Raw genomic sequence first — 18,907 nt, forward strand, 5'->3', positions numbered from 1 at the left:
GATTCCCGGCAGGCGTGCACTCTGTGCGTACAAGTGACGCCGCGCTCAGACCAGTTGGTAGCCGCGCAACTTGGTGAGCAGCAGGTAGCAGTCCTGGAGGGATCCTGAGGTGTCGCCGAGGGAACGGTAGATGCCCCACTTGGGCCGCACCCGGTCGGCGAGGAAGGTGTCGACGCCCGCCCTCGACGCGTCGACGACCGTGGTCGCGCCGTTCTTGAGGATCCAGCGCACGGAACCCGCCGAGCCGTTGCCGACCTTGATCTGGAAGTCGACGTCGATCCACCGGTTCTGGAGCGGCTCCAGGTCGGTCCGGCCGACGAGGACGTCGGCGACGGCCAGTTTGAGCTCGACGGTCTGCACGCCGTTCACGCGCCGCAGGGACTGGACGACGATGGGCGAGGTCCCGTTGCCGGGCTGCTTCATCTGCATGATGTGGGTGAAGGTGGTCGTCGCCTTGAGCGAGCTCGGGATGTACATCGAGTACGTGACCCGCCAGGTCTGGCCCTCCTGCCACGTGAGGTAGTTGCTGCCGCTCGTGCGCAGTCCGGTGACCTCGTGGCGCTGCCGGTCCGTGGAGGTGTCGCGGTCGACGGTGTGCATGGTGAACCGCCAGTTGTCGCCGCTCGTCCGGATGTGCGGCCGGCCTGCCGGGTGCGAGTCGGCGCGGTCGTCCTCGACGGTCTCGAAGGCGCCCAGGCCGTCGGCGCTCGCCGACGGGGACCACTTCAGCTGCCAGGAGGCGGCGTGGGCGGTGCCGGCGGGCAGGCCGGCCGCGGCCGCCGCGGTGGTGCCGAGCGCCGCGCCCAGCAGGGCTCTTCTGGATGTGCTCATGACTGACTCACCTCGTCCTGAGTGGGGGTGTGCGCGTCGGGTCGGGCCCGGACGCACGCGAGGGTCGTTCACATGCATGCACGTTGTTCGCCGACGTGTTCAGCGATGCGTACAGAGTCGCGGGATGACGGGTTCCGGTCAATGGTCCGGACCGAGGGACCGGATCCCTTTCCGGCCAACCTCCGCCGACGCGCGGCACCGGCACCCGGCCCGCACCATGGATCCACAGGGAATCCACGGGTCAGGAATGCATCACGGCGCGTGATCGTTGACCATGGGAGTACCACCCGACGACTGAAGGATCGAGAGCTCGTGAGCAAGGTCCCCCCGATCATCCTGAACAACGGCGTCGAGATGCCGCAGCTGGGCTTCGGCGTCTGGCAGGTGCCGGACGACGAGGCGGAGCGGGCTGTCGCCACCGCGCTGGAGGCCGGGTACCGCAGCGTCGACACCGCCGCGATCTACGGCAACGAAGAGGGCACCGGCAAGGCCATCGCCGCCTCCGGCATCTCCCGCAAGGACCTCTTCGTCACCACCAAGCTCTGGAACGGCGATCAGGGGTACGACGCGACGCTGCGCGCCTTCGACACGTCGCTGGAGAAGCTCGGCCTGGAGTACGTGGACCTGTATCTGATCCACTGGCCGCTGCCGTCCCGGGGCACGTACGTCGACACGTACCGGGCCTTCGAGAAGATTCACGCGGACGGCCGCGCGAAGGCCATCGGTGTCTCCAACTTCCTTCCGGAGCACCTGGAGAAGCTGATCGAGGCGACGTCCGTCATCCCGGCGGTCAACCAGATCGAGCTGCACCCGCACCTCCAACAGCACGCGGCCCGTGAGTACCACGCCGAGCAGGGCATCGCCACCGAGGCCTGGTCCCCGCTCGGCCAGGGCAAGGGCCTGCTGGAGGTCCCGGCGATCGTCGCGATCTCCCAGAAGCACGGCCGCACTCCGGCTCAGATCGTGCTGCGCTGGCACCTCCAGCTGGGCAACATCGTGATCCCGAAGTCCGTGACCCCGGCCCGGATCGAGGAGAACATCGACGTGTTCGACTTCTCCCTGGACGCCGAGGACATCGCCGCGATCAGCGCGCTCAACGAAGACCGCCGTCTGGGCCCCAACCCGGCGACGTTCGACATGGGCTGAGCCGTCCCGGAACACCTGTCGGCCCGGACGCGCACCGTGCGTCCGGGCCGATGTTCTTTCCAACTCCCCCGCCCTCCGGGCGCTTTGAGTCATGGCGGCTTGGACCGGACCAAGTCCCCCGCAGGGGTTGACGCGGTCATGCAAGCGGGTCCACCTTGTACGGCAACCCGGTAAGGAAAGTTTCCTAACAGAAGGGTCCCCCACAGTGCGTTCTCGAACACTGACCCTCGCCGCGGCCGCGGGCGCCGCGCTCCTGGCCGCCGCGGCACTCCCGGCCAGTGCCTCCGGCACCACCCCCCGATCGGCGCAGGAGGGTTCGGTCAGCGCGGCCGACCTGCTCGCCAAGGTGACGTCCTGCTCGCAGATCTCGAACGGCAAGTACCGGACCGACGAGGAGACCTCGGCCACCGTGCCCGTCTGCGGCAAGAACGGCGCGGTGTTCTGGAAGGCCGACATGGACATCGACTGCGACGGCCAGGTCACCACCAAGTGCAACGGCGACACCGACCCCTGGTTCCAGGACGACACCGCCTTCCACCAGTCCGACGGCAAGCCGCTGCGCGCGGACTCGCTGCCCTACGTGGTGGTGCCGAGCTCCAGCAGCATCTGGAAGTACACGAGCGCGGGCATCAAGGGCGGCGGCGTGGTCGCCGTCATCTACAACAACAAGGTCGAGTACGCGGTCGTCGGCGACACCGGCCCCACGCAGATCATCGGCGAGGCCTCGTACGCCACCGCGAAGGCGCTCGGCATCGACCCGGACCCGGAGACCGGGGGCACCGACTCCGGCGTGACCTACATCCTCTTCAAGAACTCGCAGGTGTCCCCGATAGAGAGTCACAGTGCGGCCGTGTCGCTGGGTGACTCGCTGGCGAAGCAGTTCCTGCAGAACAACTGACCTGCCCTGGAAACGCGTCGGGGGGAATCGCGGGCCGTGCGCGGCCGGTCGCGCGATTCCCCCTGACGCTCGCGCGGCGGGTCAGACGGGCTGGCCGACCGGTCGTACGACCACGGTGTTCACATCGACACCGCTCGGCTGCCTCATCGCCCAGACGATCGACTCGGCGAGCTGGTCCGCGGTGAGCAGGTGGCCCGGCGGCAGGCTGCCGTAGGCGTCCCAGAACGGGGTCTCCACGCGGCCGGGCGAGATCAGTGTCACGCCGACGCCGTGTTCGGTGACCTGCCGCCTGGTGTTCTCGGCGAGTCCGGTCACCGCCCACTTGGTCGCGCCGTAGATGTTGCCGGGCGTGAAGACGTGTCCGGCGACGCTGCCGATCAGCACGATCCGGCCCTTGCTCTCCTTCAGCGCCTCGATGGAGGCCCGGATGAGGAGCGCAGGACCCAGCACATTGGTCAGCACCATCTCGGGCCACCCCGCCGGGTCGCCGTCCGCGACCGTGTCGTGCGTGGCGAAGCCGGCGTTGGCGACGACGGTGTCGAGCCGCCCGAATTCCTTCAGCGTCGCCTCGACCGCCCCTGCCACGTGCTCGTAGTCGGACGCGTCGCCGGGAATCGTCAACAGGCTGTCGGGGCGCCCGAGTTCCTCGGCGAAGGCGTGCAGGCGCTCCTCGCCGCGGCCGGTCACGGTCACCCGCCGCCCGGCGTCGAGCAGCCGCCGCGCGACCGCGGCGCCGATACCGCTCCCGCCCCCGGTGATGAGCGCGGCAGGAGAGTCGGTCATGGTTACCCCCATAAGAGTTCGGTGAACGCCGCGAGTTCATCACTTGGAGCACTCTCGAAGTCAAGGCCCCCAGCCCCGGCCCGGCGCCGGACGACTGGCCCGGCGTGCACACGACGCAAGGCCCCTCGTGGCGCCGCACACCTCAACACGTCCGCCGGAACGGCACGTCGGGCAGGGCGTGACGGCACCCTGTGGCGCGACGAGGCGGTCACGTACGACATGGCGCGGCGCGACCTGCCGGACCTCTGGGCGACGCTGGCCGGTGCCGACGCCGTGCACGGCCTGTACCGGCCCGGCGCCGGGTGTGGTCGCTGCCGGATCCCGGTTCGGTGCGCGGGCTGCGCGACCTGGCCCTGGACCGGGGGCCCGTCGCCTCGCACACCCTGTACGGCACGGAGGTGCCCGCGGAGGTGATCCGGGCACGCATGCTGGCGACTCCCCGCATCGTGGCCGTCCGCGACCCCGCGGGTCAGCCGCTCGACGCGACGCCGGGCGAGGCCGTCAAGCGGCGGACCCTCGCGGCGCACTTCGTGGAGTGCGGCACACGGCGGGTGCGGGGCGCGCGGATCACGGTGTTCGCCCGCCCCGGCCGGTGCCCGGGTCGTGTCTTTCGGATCAGGTCGGGTCAGCCCGCGGCGTCCGGTGCCGTGCATCGCAAGGCCGAGGAGGGAGTCCATGCGGAGCATCGGCGACTGACGAGAACGCCGCGAGGTGCGGTGCCGGGCGTCGCGGGCCCGGCATGATCCGACAGACACGGCCCAGTCCCGTGATCACGCGGGCTTCACGCCGACGTGGACGGTCATCGCCGTCAGCAGGAACGCGTCGGGGCGGTGGTGCACGCTCGCCTTGTCGTCCGGGTCGACCAGCCGGTCGAGGGTGGCGACGTCGTCGGCGTCCAGGGCCTCGGCGAGGCCGTCGCGGCGCCGGGTGAGGGAGCTGACGACGAAGGCGCGGGCCTCGTCGGAGAGCGGGGCGGGCAGGTCGAGGAGGAATGTGCGGGTCGCCGTGTGGCGCAGCCCGGCGGCGGTCAGCAGCGCGGGCCAGTCCTCCGTCTCGGTCACCGCGCCGGGCAGGTCGGCCCGCATCCTCGCGAACCACTCCTCCTGCGCCGCGTCGACCCGGGCCTGGAGACCGGGTCGGCCGAGGCCGAAGTCGCGCGGCAGGAACCGGCTGGGCAGGCCGCCTTCGAGGAGGGCGAGCACGCCGCCGGGCGCGAGACCTTCCGCGAACCCGGCGAGAGCGGCGCGCTGGTCGCCCACGTGGTGCAGCGACCTGCTGGCCCACACCAGGTCGGCCGGGTAGTCCAGGAAGCCGAGCCCGTCGGCGAGTTCGGCCTCAACCGTGCTGAACCGGTCGGCGACACCGAGCCGCTCGGCGCGGACGCGGGCCTCCGCCAGCAGGGATCCGGCGACGTCCACGGCGACCACGCGCGCCGCCGGGAAGGCGTCGGCGAGGAGGCAGGAGATGACGCCGGGGCCGCTGCCCGCGTCCACGACCAGTTCCGCTCCGGGGCGCACCTCCCGCAGCCAGGCCGCGGCCTCGACGTAGGCCGGGGCGTACAACTCGGCCTCCTGCACCAGCAGCGGGAGCATGTCGGCGAAGTCCACATGGGTGTGGTCGTGCGGGGCGTGCCCGTGCGAGCTGTGGTCGTGGTGCTGTGGCATGGTCGCAGGCCTCTCGTTCGGCATGCCGACAGCGTGCGCCACCGCTCCCGGAAACGGCCAGGCGTATTGCTCGAACGGCAAAATCCCGGTCCGCCCGTCCCCCGGCCGTCCGGGGCTGCCCCATGAGTGGCGGCGCGGTGCGGCGCCGCGTCTCGGAGGACCACCGCGGTGGGTGTGCGATCCACCGGGGCCCGGCCGTCGCGGCCCGACCCCGGCGGATCATCCGTACGCCGGAACTACAGCGCCGGGTAGGCGTTCGCCATCAGCTGCTGGAACTGCGCGGAGAACCAGTGCCCGGACAGCGGGGCGTTCGGCAGGGCGCCGGACAGGTTGTTCCCGTTGCGGGCGTTGCCCGTGTACGTCGGGTCGCACATGCGGTCGAAGCCCTTGCCCTCGTCGTTCGAGATCGCCGAGCTGGAGCCGTCGGACTCACCCGGGGGCTTCATCCACACGTAGGCGTCGATGCCCGTCGCCGGGGCGGCCTGCGGACGCTCGCCGAGGCCGGCACCGGACTGGTTGCACCAGTTGCCGATGTGGATGCGACGGTCGTAGCGTCCGCCGTCGACGTAGGTGTCCACGCTGGTCGTCGCGCCGGGACCGGTGGGCCGTGCGCTGCCGCCCCAGCCGTTCCTGGAGGTGTCGATCAGCATGCCGATGCCGGAGTTGAAGCCGACCGAGACGAGCTGGTTGCGGAAGGCCTGCGCGTAGGACAGCTCGTCGACGTACCGGTTCCAGTCGACCCACTTGGACTGGCGCACGGTGGTGCCGTTCACCGAGTCGTTGACGGTGAAGTTGTTCTCCTTGAGCGCGCTGTAGTTGGCGGTGTTGGTGATGAAGCCGTGCACGTCGTCGACGGTCGCGCCCTCACTGGTCGCCGCCTGCTTGAACAGGGTCGCGGACGGGCCGAAGTTGTCGTCCCAGCCGAGCCAGCCGTGGTGTCCGGCGTCGATGTAGTTGTAGACGTTGGGGATCGCGCCGAGCTTGGCCAGGGCGTAGCCGACGCCCTTCACGTAGTTGCCGTTGGCCTGCATGGTGTCGCACTGCGGGGTGGCGGTGGCGCGGCTTCCGGTGTTGGTGACCAGGTTGGGCAGCGAGTCGATCTCGATGGTGGTGACGATGCGCAGCGAGGCGTACTTGCTGTCGGAGAGGATCGCCGCGATCGGGTCGATGAACTGCGTCTTGTACTTGTCGATCTCCGTCGGGCCGAGTTCGCCGTTGGACGCGAGGGCCGCGCAGTCACGTCCGGGCAGGTCGTAGACGACGAGTTGGACGACCTCTTCGTTGCTGCCCTTCTGGGCGAGCGCCGCGTCGAGGTGGGCGCGCAGGCCCATGCTGCCGCCCGCGCCGTCGATGGCGGCGATCCGGTCGAGCCAGACGCCCGTGGGCTGGTTGGAGATCCGGCTGCCGCCGGGTTCGGCCGCGGCCTTCGCGGACCACTCGGGGTTCACGTACACCTTGGCGCCGGCGTAGGGGTTGTCGACCCTGCCGGAGGGGTCCGGACCAGGGTCCGGGTCGCCGCCGCCTCCGTCGTCGACGTTGCAGGTCACGCCGTCGAGCGTGAAGCTGGTCGGCAGGGCGTTGGTGCCGCTGTAGGAGGCGTTGAAGCCGAAGCTGACCGAACCGCCGCTCGCCAGGGTGCCGTTGTAGCTCTCGTTGGCGGCGGTGACGGCCGTGCCGCTCTGGGTGATCCTGGCGTTCCAGCCGGAGGTCACCTTCTGGTTCCCGGCGTACGACCACTTCACCGACCAGGACGACTTCGCGGCCGAGTTGTTGGTGACGGTGACGGCGGTGGTGAAGCCGGTGTCCCACTGGTTCTGCACCTTGTAGTCCACGGTGCAGGGGACGGCTGCGATGCCGGGCTCGGGGGCGACGACGGCGGCGGCGGTGCCGGTCGTGGTCGCGCTGCCGAGGAGGACCAGGCTCGCCAGTAACGCTGTTCTGGTGCGACTCATGAGTGCGGGTGTCCTATCCGTTGACGTGTGTGTCTCATCCGTTGAGGGCGCGCAGGTGGTCGCGCAGCCCGATGCCGTACGAGGTGGGGGTTCCGTCGTAGTCGGAGATCAGGGAGGGGCCCGAGGAGCAGTCCCAGGTGTTCCAGGTCCAGCCGAGGTAGGAGAGGTTCCGGTCGTCGAACCACTTCATGACGGTGTCGACGAAGCCGTGGGAGCAGGTGTTCTCGCCGATCTCCCCGGCCACGAGCGGGACCTGGGCCGCCACCGGGGCGAGTGTCGAGTTCCAGCAGCTCTCGCTCGCACAGGTGTTGAAGTTGTAGACGTGGTAGGCGGCGACCAGATTGCCGGTGGGATCGGACGGCCTGTACGTGAGCCACTGGCTGAGGTCGTTGGAGTACGCGAGACCGCCGGCCAGGATGATGTTCCTGGCGCCGGTGCCGCGGACGGCGTCGACCAGGTCCTGCATCCCGGCGACCTCGTAGGAGATGCCGGGGCAGGTGCCGCCGTCCCGCCAGCAGGTCCACGCCTGGGTGGTGGTGGACGTCGCGCGGTCCGGGTAGGGCTCGTTGAACAGGTCGAACGCGACGGCCGGGTCGTCCTTGAAGGTGCCTGCGACCGAGGACCAGAACGACGGGGTGTACTGCGCGTCCGGCATCGGCTTCTGGCAGGTGGCGTGCACGTCGGAGCAGCCGGCGGAGTTGCCGGTGTACTGGCCGTAGCTCCAGTGCAGTTCGACCAGCGGGGTCATGCCGTGCGCCTCGACCTTGGCCACCAGGTCCTTGACGGCGGCGATGTAGTCGGCTCCGCCGTACTCGGGTTTGATGTTGGACAGGCCCAGCCAGCACTCCTCGTTCAGCGGGATGCGGACCGTGTTGGCCTTCCAGTCGGCGATCGCCTCGACGGCGGCGTCGTCGACCGGCCCGTCGAAGATGCCGTAGCCCTGGACGCACATGAACTCGCCGCCGGAGCGGTTGACTCCGAGCATCCGGCGGGTGGCGCCGCCGGCGTCCACGAGCTTGTTCCCGGACACGTGGAGCTTCGGCGCCTCGCCGGTGGGGGATGGATCGGTGGGCGGCGGATCGGTGGGGGTCGGCTCGCCGTCCACGTTGCACGCCGTGCCGTTGAGCTTGAATGCGGTCGGTGCCGTGTTGCTCCCGGACCAGGAGGCCAGGAAGCCGGCGCTGACGCTCGCGCCGGAGGCCAGCGAGCCGTTCCAGCTCTCGTTGGCCGCGGTCACCGACGTGCCGGACTGGGACCACTCGGCGTTCCAGCCCTGGGTGACCTTCTGGCCCTGGGCGAAGTCGAAGGTGAGCCTCCAACTACTCACCGAGGCCATGTTGTTGGTGATTTTCACGGCACCCTGGAAACCGGAGTCCCACTGGTTGGTGACGGAGTACTCCACCGTGCACGCGGGAGTGGCTCCCGAGGCCGTGACCGTCGGCGCGATCGCCGTGCCCACGAGGGCGACGGCGGCGCCGACGAGTAAAAGTCCTGAACGCGGGGGGTGTCGCATGAGCGACTCCTTGCAGCTCGGGCGCGTCGTGACGGACGCGTCGACTGATGGAATCGCTCCCACTGGTGCGGTTGAAGCTAGCGCCAAGTGTCCGCAAAGGACAGAGGTGTTGCGTTGTTGATCAATCGAATCATTTCGACTCACCGAGCACCTTGACCGCTCACAGCCCGCTCTCCACTATGGGAGCGCTCCCACTGGTTCAAGGCTTGTTGCTCCTCCCCCATTCTCCGAGCCGCAAGGAGGAACCAGCACATGCTCCCCAGACCGGGACGTCGCACGTCGCGACGTCTGTGGACCGCTGTCGTGGCGGCCCTGACACTCCCCCTGACGACCCTGGCGACGGGTACAACTCCCGCACACGCAGCGGCAGTTCAGTGCAGCGTCGACTACAGGACCAATGACTGGGGCTCCGGATTCACCGCGGATCTGACGATCACCAACCGCGGCACGGACGCGATCGCCGGCTGGACCCTCAGCTACGCCTACGCGGGCAACCAGACCCTCACCAACGGCTGGAACGGCACCTGGTCCCAGTCCGGCAGGACGGTCACGGTGAAGAACGCGGACTGGAACGGGACGATCGCCGCCGGGGCCGCCGTCACCACCGGGGGCCAGTTCACGTACAGCGGCACCAACACCGCCCCCACCTCCTTCACGGTCAACGGCACCACCTGCGCCGGCGCGCACCAGCCGCCGGTGACCGTGCTGACCAGCCCCACCGCGGGAGCCGTCTACTCCCAGGGCGACGCCGTGCCACTGGCCGCGACCGCGGCCGCCGCCGACGGAGCGACCGTCAGCAGGGTCGAGTTCTACGACGACACCACACTGCTCGGCGCCGACACGAGCTCGCCGTACACGCTGTCGGCCAATGGCTTGACCGTGGGCAGTCATTCGCTGATCGCGAAGGCGTACGACAGTCTCGGCGCGTCCGCCGACTCCACGCCGGTCGGCATCACCGTCGCCTCGGGTCCCGCCGTGGTGGCCTCGCCGTCCCAGCTCGGCGTCCAGCAGGGCAGGACGGGCACCTTCGACGTGAAGCTGTCCACCCAGCCGTCGGCGAACGTGACGGTCGCGGTGGCCCGGACGGACGGCAACAGCGGCCTGTCGGTCACGGGCGGCTCCTCGCTCACCTTCACACCGTCGAACTGGAACACCGCGCAGAAGGTGACGATCACCGCCGACTCCTCCGGCACCGGCGCCGCCACCTTCACCGCCTCGGCGACCGGCCACACCAAGGCCACGGTCACCGTGACGGAACTGGCCGCCTCCAAGGCGTACGACGCACGGTTCCTGGACCTCTACGGCAAGATCACCGACCCTGCGAACGGCTACTTCTCCCCCGAGGGCATCCCCTACCACGCGGTGGAGACGCTGATCGTCGAGGCGCCGGACCAGGGACACGAGACGACGTCGGAGGCGTACAGCTATCTGATCTGGCTGCAGGCCATGTACGGGAAGGTCACCGGCGACTGGTCCAAGTTCAACGCCGCGTGGCAGACCATGGAGACGTACATGATCCCCACGCACGCCGACCAGCCGACGAACTCCTTCTACAACGCCTCGAAACCGGCGACGTACGCCCCCGAGCTGGACACCCCCGACGAGTACCCGGCCAAGCTCGACACCGGCGTCTCCGTGGGACCGGACCCGATCGCCTCCGAGCTGAAGAGCGCGTACGGCACGGACGACGTGTACGGCATGCACTGGCTCCAGGACGTCGACAACGTCTACGGCTACGGCGACGAGCCCGGCAAGTGCGAGGCGGGCCCGACCGCGACCGGCCCCTCCTACATCAACACCTTCCAGCGCGGCGCGCAGGAGTCGGTGTGGGAGACGGTGCCGCAGCCGACCTGTGACGCGTTCAAGTACGGCGGAACCAACGGGTATCTGGACCTGTTCACCGGCGACTCCTCGTACGCGAAGCAGTGGAAGTACACCGACGCCCCCGACGCCGACGCGCGCGCGGTGCAGGCCGCCTACTGGGCCGACGTGTGGGCCAAGGCCCAGGGCAAGGGCGGCGACGTGTCCACCACCGTCGGCAAGGCCGCGAAGATGGGCGACTATCTGCGCTACGCCATGTACGACAAGTACTTCAAGAAGATCGGCAACTGTGTCGGCCCGTCGACCTGCGCGGCCGGCTCCGGCAAGGACGCCTCGCACTACCTGCTGTCCTGGTACTACGCGTGGGGCGGCGCCACCGACACCTCCGCGGGATGGGCCTGGCGGATCGGCTCCAGCCACACGCACGGCGGCTACCAGAACCCGCTGGCGGCCTACGCGCTGAGCTCGAACGCCGACCTGAAGCCCAAGTCGGCCACCGGACAGGCGGACTGGGCCAAGTCGCTCGGCCGGCAGCTGGAGTTCTACCGCTGGCTCCAGTCGGACGAGGGCGCCATCGCGGGCGGCGCGACCAACAGCTGGGCGGGCCGCTACGCGACCCCGCCGGCCGGCACACCGACCTTCTACGGCATGTACTACGACCAGCAGCCGGTGTACCACGACCCGCCGTCCAACCAGTGGTTCGGCTTCCAGGCGTGGTCGATGGAGCGGGTCGCCGAGTACTACCAGCAGACGGGGAACGCGAGCGCCAAGGCGATCCTCGACAAGTGGGTCTCCTGGGCGCTGTCCAGGACGACCGTCAACCCGGACGGCACCTACCGGATCCCGTCCACCCTCCAGTGGTCCGGCGCCCCGGACACCTGGAACGCGTCGAGTCCCGGCGCCAACAGCGGACTTCACGTCACCGTCGCCGACTACACGAACGACGTCGGGGTGGCCGCCGCGTACGCCAAGACCCTGTCGTACTACGCCGCCAAGTCCGGCAACACCCAGGCGAAGACGACGGCGAAGGCGCTCCTCGACGGCATGTGGAGCAACTACCAGGACGGTCTGGGCATTGCCGTCCCGGAGACACGCGCCGACTACAACCGCTTCGACGACGGCGTGTACGTCCCGAGCGGCTTCAGCGGCACGATGCCGAACGGCGACAAGGTCAACTCTTCCTCGACCTTCGCCTCGCTCCGGTCCTTCTACAAGAGCGACCCGGCCTGGTCGAAGATCGAGAGCTATCTGGCGGGCGGCGCCGCGCCCTCCTTCACGTACCACCGTTTCTGGGCCCAGGCGGACATCGCACTCGCCATGGGCTCGTACGCGGAGCTGCTCGAATAGTCCCCGCTGAGGCTCCGTGTACACGGCCCTGCTCCTGACGGCAGGGCCCCGGCCGGGCGGTCCCTCACCCGCACTGAGGGCCGCCCGGCCTTCGCGCCTTTCCCTCCCCCGCATTCCCCGGAGAGGACCCCACCGTGCGCAGAACCCGCATCCTGACGGCCGTGCTCGCGGCCGGATTACTGGCCGGCACACCGCCCGCACTGGCCGCGGACGCCCCGACGGCCGCCGGATCCACGGACACCGCGAAGACGACGGTCGCCGCGGACACCTATACCTGGAAGAACGCCCGGATCGACGGCGGCGGATTCGTCCCCGGCATCGTCTTCAACCGCTCCGAGAAGAACCTCGCCTACGCCCGTACCGACATCGGCGGCGCCTACCGCTGGACCGAGTCCACCAAGAGCTGGACGCCGCTGCTCGACTCGGTCGGCTGGGACGAGTGGGGCCACACCGGAGTCGTCAGCCTCGCCTCGGACTCCGTCGACCCGGACAAGGTGTACGCCGCGGTCGGCACGTACACCAACAGCTGGGACCCGACGAACGGCGCGGTGCTGCGCTCCTCGGACCGGGGCGCCGGCTGGCAGAAGGCCGACCTGCCGTTCAAGCTGGGCGGCAACATGCCCGGTCGCGGGATGGGCGAGCGGCTGGCCGTCGACCCCAACAGAAACAGCGTGCTGTATCTCGGCGCGCCCAGCGGCAAGGGGTTGTGGCGCTCCACGGACTCCGGGGCGAGCTGGTCGCGGGTCACCGCGTTCCCCAACGCCGGCAACTACGTCCAGGACGCCACCGACACCAGCGGCTACGCGTCCGACAACCAAGGGATCGTCTGGGTCACCTTCGACGAGTCGACCGGCACGAAGGGCAGCACGATGCAGACGGTCTACGTGGGCGTCGCCGACAAGGACAACGCGGTCTACCGCTCGACGGACGGCGGCACGACCTGGTCCCGGCTCGCGGGACAGCCCACCGGCTACCTCGCCCACAAGGGCGTGCTCGACGCGGCGAACGGCTACCTGTATCTCGCCTACAGCGACAAGGGCGACCCGTACGACGGCGGCAAGGGCCGGCTGTGGCGGTACGCGACCCGCAGCGGGACCTGGACGGACATCAGCCCGGTCGCGGAGGCCGACACCTACTACGGGTTCGGCGGACTGACCGTCGACCGGCAGCACCCCGGCACCGTGATGGCGACGGCGTACAGCTCCTGGTGGCCGGACACCCAGATCTTCCGGTCCACGGACAGCGGCGGCACCTGGACGAAGGCCTGGGACTACACCTCGTACCCGAACCGCTCGAACCGCTACACGATGGACGTCTCCTCCGTGCCCTGGCTGACCTTCGGCGCGAATCCCGCACCGCCCGAGCAGACCCCCAAACTCGGCTGGATGACCGAGGGGTTGGAGATCGATCCGTTCGACTCCGCACGGATGATGTACGGAACGGGCGCGACGGTCTACGGCACCGAGAACCTCACCGACTGGGACAGCGGGGGCACGTTCACGGTCGAACCCATGGTCCGGGGCCTGGAGGAGACGGCCGTCAACGACCTCGCCTCTCCCCCGTCGGGTGCTCCACTGCTCAGCGCGCTGGGTGACATCGGCGGATTCCGGCACACGGATCTCACCAAGGTCCCCTCGATGATGTACACCTCGCCGAACCTCACCACCACGACCGCCCTGGACTACGCCGAGACGAACCCGAACACGGTGGTCCGGGTCGGTGACCTCGACTCCGGCCCGCACATCGGCTTCTCGACCGACAACGGCGCCAACTGGTTCGCGGGCACCGACCCTTCGGGCGTCACCGGCGGCGGCACGGTCGCCGCGGCCTCGGACGGCAGCCGCTTCGTGTGGAGCCCGTCCGGCACCGGGGTGCAGTACACCACCGGGTTCGGCACGTCGTGGTCGGCGTCCTCCGGCATCCCGGCCGGTGCCCGCGTCGAGTCCGACCGGGCCGACCCGAAGACCTTCTACGGCTTCAAGTCCGGCACGTTCTACGTGAGTTCGGACGGCGGCGCCACCTTCACCGCGTCCCCGGCGAGCGGACTGCCGAGCGGCGACAGCGTGCGCTTCAAGGCGCTGCCCGGCACGAAGGGCGACGTGTGGCTGGCGGGCGGCGCGAGCGACGGGGCGTACGGGCTGTGGCACTCGACGGACGGCGGCGCGAGCTTCACCGGGCTGGCCGGAGTGGAGCAGGCCGACACCATCGGCTTCGGCAAGGCCGCCACCGGCGCCTCGTACCAGACGCTCTACACCAGCGCGAGGATCGGCGGAGTCCGCGGGATCTTCCGGTCCACCGACAAGGGCGCGACCTGGACCCGCATCAACGACGACGCCCACCAGTGGGGCTGGACGGGCGCGGCCATCACCGGCGACCCGCGGGTCTACGGGCGGGTGTACGTGTCGACGAACGGTCGCGGGATCGTCTACGGCGACACCTCCGACACGAGCGGCGGCGACGGTGGCGGTGGCACCGATCCGGCACCGGTGGGTGCCTGCGCGGTGACCTACCGGATCACCAACCAGTGGTCGGGCGGCTTCCAGGCGGACGTGACCCTGACGAACACCGGCACGAGCGCCTGGAACGGCTGGACGCTCGGCTGGACGTTCCCGGACGGCCAGCGGATCACCCAGCTGTGGAACGCGGACCACACCCAGGACGGCACGGCCGTGACCGTGAGGAACGTGAGCTGGAACGCCACCGTGGCACCGGGTTCGTCGGTGGGCTTCGGCTTCACGGGCAGTTGGACGGGCACGAACACGAGACCCGCGTCGTTCCGGCTCGACGACCGGACCTGCACGGTGACCTGACCGGCCGGGGATCAGGACACGTACGGGGCAGCCGCGCGACGGGGTCGCGCGACTGCCCCGGCGCGTTCTCCGCGGGCGCCGCCTCAGCGGATCACGGCGCGTACACCGCCGGCCGTGGCGCGGTCGGCATGCCGTCTCCCAGGAAGAAGCTCGGGTGCGGGGGCTGGTTGTAGGCGGTGTTCTGCCAGGCCAGCGCGGTGCGGTACTGGGTGTCGTGCAGCAAGGTGGTGATCTTCGTCGTCGTCTCGTACGGCGTCGAGTAGATACGCAGCGCCGTGTTGTCGGTCGTCGGCCAGACGACCTCCTCGCGCCAGTCGCCGAACAGGTCTCCGGACAGCGACGGGGTCGCCTTGGTGCCGTTGTTCGAGTGGACGCCCGCGCCGGTCAGCAGGCGGGTGTCGGCGGACGTGCCGTACTTGTCGACGTGGGTGCCGTCGAGGAGTTCACGGACCGGGTCTCCGTCCCACCAGGACAGGAAGTTGACGCTGCCCGGCTTGCGGCTCGCCACCACGGTCCCCTTCGGATTGCGGACGCCGTCGACCTTGGAGGACCAGGACTCGGCCCCCGCGCTGCCCGCCCAGACGTCCCCGGACACACCCCTGCCGTTGTCGCCGTCGGCGGCCGTCGACCACAGGACGGCACCGGTCCTCGCGTCCGCCATCCACGACGACGGCTTGCTGGAGTCCTCGTCCACCTTGAACTCCTCCAGGCCCGCGCGGGACGGATCGAGGTCGCCGACGTGCATCGCGTCGCCGTGGCCGTTCTTCGTCGTCCACAACCCGGAGCCATCGTCGTCCACCGCCATCGAGCCGTACACGATCTCGTCCTTGCCGTCGCCGTCGACGTCCGCCACGGACAACTGGTGGTTGCCCTGGCCGTCGTACCCCTTTCCGCTGTTGGTCGAGGAATTGGTGTCGAAGGTCCAGCGCCGGGTGAACGCGCCGCCGCGCCAGTCCCAGGCCGCGACGACGGTGCGGGTGTAGTAGCCGCGCGCCATGATCAACGAGGGCCGGCTGCCGTCCAGATAGGCGGTCCCGGCGAGGAACCGGTCGACGCGGTTGCCGTACGAGTCGCCCCAGGACGAGACGGTGCCGCGGGCCGGGACGTAGTCGACGGTGCCCATGGCGGCTCCCGTCAGGCCGTCGAACATGGTCAGGTACTCGGGTCCGGACAGGACGTAGCCGCTGGAGTTGCGGTGGTCCGCGGAGGAGCTGCCGATCACCGTGCCCCGGCCGTCCGTCGTGCCGTCCGCCGTCTTCATGGCGACCTCGGCCTTGCCGTCGCCGTCGTAGTCGTACACCTGGAACTGGGTGTAGTGGGCGCCCGAGCGGATGTTCCTGCCCAGGTCCACGCGCCACAGACGGGTGCCGTCGAGCTTGATGCCGTCGACGATCGTGTCGCCGGTGTAGCCGGACTGGGAGTTGTCCTTGGCGTTCGTCGGCTGCCACTTGAGGACGAAGTCGAGCTGTCCGTCGCCGTCGAGGTCGCCGACGGAGGCGTCGTTGGCCTCGTAGGTGTAGGCGACCCCGTCGGGTGTGGTGCCGCCGGCCGGCGGGGTGAGGGGCACGTCCTTGTAGCCGGTGCGGAACTGGACGGCGTGCACCGAGTCGCCCTGCTCCACGCCGTTCACGATCGCGCGGACCGTGTAGTCGGCCTGCGCGGGCGCGCCGGAGTGGAAGTAGTTCGTGGAGCCGCTGACCGGGGACGGGTTCACCTTCGTGCCGGCCCGGTAGACGTTGAAGGACACGTCGTTCGGGTCGGTGCCCAGCCAGCGCCAGCTGACCAGGTTGCCGCTGTCGGTGTGGACGCTGACGACGCCCCGGTCGAGGCCCTCGACCTGCCGGGCCGTGGCGGCCTGGGCCGATCCTGTGCCGAGGGCGGTGAGTCCGGCGGCGACGAGTGCCGCCGCGGCCGCCGTCGCCGAGCCGATCACGCGTCTGCGGTGCTGCCTGTGCGGGTGCTGCACGGTGGGTACCTCCTGGGAGGACAGACGGATTCCGTCCCCTCAGTCGCCGCCGCCCGCAAGGGAGTTGCCGCTCATCAGCAAGCGCTCTCTACCCGTACCGGCGTGCCAGCTCCCGCACCGTCGCGGCGATCCGCTCGCGCAGCTCCGGCGGCTCCAGGACCTCGACCGCCGCACCGAGCCGCAGGAAGTCGTCGTGCGCCTGGTCGACGGACTCGATGGACACGGTCACCAGCGTCCAACCGTCCTCGTCCGTACGGCCGTCGGCGGCCACCGCGTCGGCCAGCGGTCCGCTCGGACGGCTTCCGGGAGCCAGCCGGACGACGGCCCGGCCACGACGCAGCCGCCGGTGGAACTCCTGCTGGTAGGCGGTCCAGTACGCGGCCAGGTCGAAGTCCTCGGGGCGGGTGAACTCCTCCTCCGTCGAGGCCAGTTCGAGGATCTGGTCGACGCGGTAGGTACGCGGGCCCGGTCCCGCCACGACGTACCAGCGGCCCGCCTTGAGGACGAGACCGTACGGCTCCAGCCGACGCTCCACGTCGGTCGGCTCGCGCCAGCGGCGGTACAGGATCCGCAGGACGCGCCCGTTCCACACCGCGTCCGCCACCGCCGGCAGGTACGGGGTGTCGTCGGCGTCCGCGTACCAGCCGGGCGCGTCCAGATGGAAACGGCTGCTGATCCGGTCCGCGTGTCCCCGCAGTTCGTGCGGGAGGGCGGCGCGCACCTTCAGCCGGGCGGCGGCGAGGACCGGGCCGAGACCGAGTTCGGCGGCCGGTCCGGGGACGCCCGCGAGGAAGAGGGCCTCGGCCTCCCCGGCGGTGAGGCCGGTGAGACGCGTCCGGTAGCCGTCGAGGAGCCGGTAGCCGCCGGCGTGGCCCGCGTCCCCGTACAACGGCACGCCGGCCGCGCCCAGCGCCTCGACGTCGCGGTACACGGTCCGCACCGAGACCTCCAGCTCCTCGGCGAGCTGGGCGGCGGTCATCCGGCCGCGGGTCTGCAGCAGGAGGAGGATCGAGACGAGTCGGCCGGCTTTCACTGACACAGGATGTCAGTGGAGCGGGCCTAGCGTCCGGTCATGGCTTCGACGACCTTCTCGGCCTCCCCGGACCCCCGGGAGACCGCCCCGCACCCCGGGGAGACAGCCCCGCACGCCATGGCGACCGCTCCGGACGCCATGGCGACCGCTCCGGACGACCGGGGGACCACCCCTGACGTGCCGGGGACCTCCGCTGGCTTCCGCGAGAAATACCTGACCGTTCCGCCGCCCATCGAGGTGGCGGGACGGCACATCAAGCGCTACCACGTCACCGCGGACCCCGCCGGCATCGCGCCCGAGGTCGAGCGGGCGGCGTACGCGATACTGCCGCGGCTGCTCCCCGAAACGGACGGCACCCCGCCGGCCGGCTTCGTCGTGCTGCACCGCGGCGGCGACGACGGCGCGTACCTCAACGTCTACAGCTGGGTGTGGGACAACGTCCTGCAGTTCGGCGGCGCGGCTGCGGGCCAGCCGGTACTGGGCTGCCCCGATCGTGACCCCACGCACTTCGTCGTGCCCGGCCGGCCCTGGATCGGCTGTGTCTGGGAACTGCCGCCGATCCTGCACGAACGCGACGCCTGGGTACGGCACCTGCTCGCCCCCGACACCCCCGATCTGAAGGCCTACCTGGCCGACTCGCTGCCCGAGGGAACCACCGGAGACCGCTCATGAGCACCCCGCACGACTTCGACTTCCTGCTCGGCGACTGGGACGTCCACAACCGCCGGCTGACCGACTTCCTCGACCCCGACGGCGGCTGGGAGGAGTTCCCCGCCACGAGCCACTGCCGAAGCCTGTTCGACGGGGCCGCCGACATCGACGAGATCGACGTGCCGGACCTCGGCTGGCAGGGGCTCACCCTGCGGCTCTTCGACCCGGAGGCGCGCCGGTGGTCGCTGCACTGGTCCAGCAGCCGCAGCGGCAGGCTCTTCCCTCCGGTGTACGGGCGGTTCGGGCCCGACGGGCGCGGCGAGTTCCTCGGGGACGACACGCACGACGGGAAGGACGTACGGGTCCGCTTCGTGTGGTCGGGGATCTCGGCGACCACAGCCCGCTGGGAGCAGGCCTTCTCGGTGGACGGGGAGCGGACCTGGGTGACCAACTGGGTCATGGAGTTCACCCGCCGCCGGCCGGCGTGACGGC

At 70.2% G+C, this 18,907-nt stretch carries 14 protein-coding genes; 7 read left to right on the forward strand and 7 right to left on the reverse strand.

Features of this window, described 5'->3' with window-relative positions; genetic code table 11:
- Nucleotides 1–45 precede the first annotated feature (45 nt).
- Nucleotides 46–831, reverse strand: a complete 786-nt coding sequence (locus ABEB03_RS17085; RefSeq protein ID WP_345649030.1) for a heparin lyase I family protein — start codon at nt 829–831, stop codon at nt 46–48.
- 354 nt (nt 832–1,185) lie between these two features.
- Between ABEB03_RS17085 and ABEB03_RS17090 the strand changes: the two genes are divergently transcribed.
- Together ABEB03_RS17090 and ABEB03_RS17095 are read left to right on the forward strand one after the other, a co-directional pair.
- Nucleotides 1,186–1,977, forward strand: coding sequence for an aldo/keto reductase (locus tag ABEB03_RS17090; protein WP_345649526.1), 792 nt, complete (start codon nt 1,186–1,188; stop codon nt 1,975–1,977).
- Nucleotides 1,978–2,182: 205 nt separating this feature from the next.
- Complete coding sequence (locus ABEB03_RS17095; RefSeq protein ID WP_345649033.1) at nt 2,183–2,875, forward strand: glycoside hydrolase family 75 protein; 693 nt, start codon at nt 2,183–2,185, stop codon at nt 2,873–2,875.
- Between the two features lie 81 nt (nt 2,876–2,956).
- Here the strand turns inward: ABEB03_RS17095 and ABEB03_RS17100 are convergent, their stop codons facing one another.
- Nucleotides 2,957–3,658 carry an SDR family oxidoreductase gene (locus tag ABEB03_RS17100; protein ID WP_345649036.1) on the reverse strand — a complete coding sequence of 234 codons (702 nt, stop codon included), beginning with the start codon at nt 3,656–3,658 and terminating at the stop codon, nt 2,957–2,959.
- A gap of 329 nt (nt 3,659–3,987) precedes the next feature.
- Here ABEB03_RS17100 and ABEB03_RS17105 point away from each other — a divergent pair, with 329 nt between their 5' ends.
- Nucleotides 3,988–4,401: a hypothetical protein gene (locus ABEB03_RS17105; RefSeq protein ID WP_345649039.1), complete on the forward strand. Its 414-nt coding sequence runs from the start codon at nt 3,988–3,990 to the stop codon at nt 4,399–4,401.
- A gap of 27 nt (nt 4,402–4,428) precedes the next feature.
- On the opposite strand, the gene ABEB03_RS17110 is transcribed toward ABEB03_RS17105, so the two are convergent.
- The 3 genes from ABEB03_RS17110 to ABEB03_RS17120 form a co-directional block, all read right to left on the reverse strand.
- Nucleotides 4,429–5,346 carry a class I SAM-dependent methyltransferase gene (locus ABEB03_RS17110; protein ID WP_425589253.1) on the reverse strand — a complete coding sequence of 306 codons (918 nt, stop codon included), beginning with the start codon at nt 5,344–5,346 and terminating at the stop codon, nt 4,429–4,431.
- Between the two features lie 212 nt (nt 5,347–5,558).
- Nucleotides 5,559–7,274 carry a glycoside hydrolase family 6 protein gene (locus ABEB03_RS17115; RefSeq protein WP_345649042.1) on the reverse strand — a complete coding sequence of 572 codons (1,716 nt, stop codon included), beginning with the start codon at nt 7,272–7,274 and terminating at the stop codon, nt 5,559–5,561.
- 34 nt (nt 7,275–7,308) lie between these two features.
- Nucleotides 7,309–8,787: a cellulose binding domain-containing protein gene (locus tag ABEB03_RS17120; protein WP_345649045.1), complete on the reverse strand. Its 1,479-nt coding sequence runs from the start codon at nt 8,785–8,787 to the stop codon at nt 7,309–7,311.
- Between the two features lie 252 nt (nt 8,788–9,039).
- Between ABEB03_RS17120 and ABEB03_RS17125 the strand changes: the two genes are divergently transcribed.
- Together ABEB03_RS17125 and ABEB03_RS17130 are read left to right on the forward strand one after the other, a co-directional pair.
- Nucleotides 9,040–11,955 carry a glycoside hydrolase family 48 protein gene (locus ABEB03_RS17125; protein WP_345649050.1) on the forward strand — a complete coding sequence of 972 codons (2,916 nt, stop codon included), beginning with the start codon at nt 9,040–9,042 and terminating at the stop codon, nt 11,953–11,955.
- A 134-nt stretch (nt 11,956–12,089) separates the two neighbouring features.
- Complete coding sequence (locus ABEB03_RS17130; RefSeq protein ID WP_345649053.1) at nt 12,090–14,765, forward strand: cellulose binding domain-containing protein; 2,676 nt, start codon at nt 12,090–12,092, stop codon at nt 14,763–14,765.
- A gap of 91 nt (nt 14,766–14,856) precedes the next feature.
- Here the strand turns inward: ABEB03_RS17130 and ABEB03_RS17135 are convergent, their stop codons facing one another.
- Nucleotides 14,857–16,731, reverse strand: coding sequence for a rhamnogalacturonan lyase (locus ABEB03_RS17135; protein ID WP_345649056.1), 1,875 nt, complete (start codon nt 16,729–16,731; stop codon nt 14,857–14,859).
- 88 nt (nt 16,732–16,819) lie between these two features.
- A complete protein-coding gene (locus ABEB03_RS17140) occupies nt 16,820–17,764 on the reverse strand; it encodes a helix-turn-helix transcriptional regulator (RefSeq protein WP_345649059.1) in 945 nt (314 codons plus the stop codon).
- 138 nt (nt 17,765–17,902) lie between these two features.
- On the opposite strand from ABEB03_RS17140, the gene ABEB03_RS17145 reads away from it, so the two are divergent.
- Together ABEB03_RS17145 and ABEB03_RS17150 are read left to right on the forward strand one after the other, a co-directional pair.
- Nucleotides 17,903–18,436, forward strand: a complete 534-nt coding sequence (locus ABEB03_RS17145) for a hypothetical protein (protein WP_345649532.1) — start codon at nt 17,903–17,905, stop codon at nt 18,434–18,436.
- A complete protein-coding gene (locus tag ABEB03_RS17150; RefSeq protein ID WP_345649062.1) occupies nt 18,433–18,903 on the forward strand; it encodes a hypothetical protein in 471 nt (156 codons plus the stop codon). Before ABEB03_RS17145 ends, ABEB03_RS17150 begins: the two co-directional genes overlap by 4 nt.
- Nucleotides 18,904–18,907 lie beyond the last annotated feature (4 nt).

Origin of the sequence: Streptomyces siamensis (assembly GCF_039543605.1) — a bacterium.
GTDB lineage: Bacteria > Actinomycetota > Actinomycetes > Streptomycetales > Streptomycetaceae > Streptomyces > Streptomyces siamensis.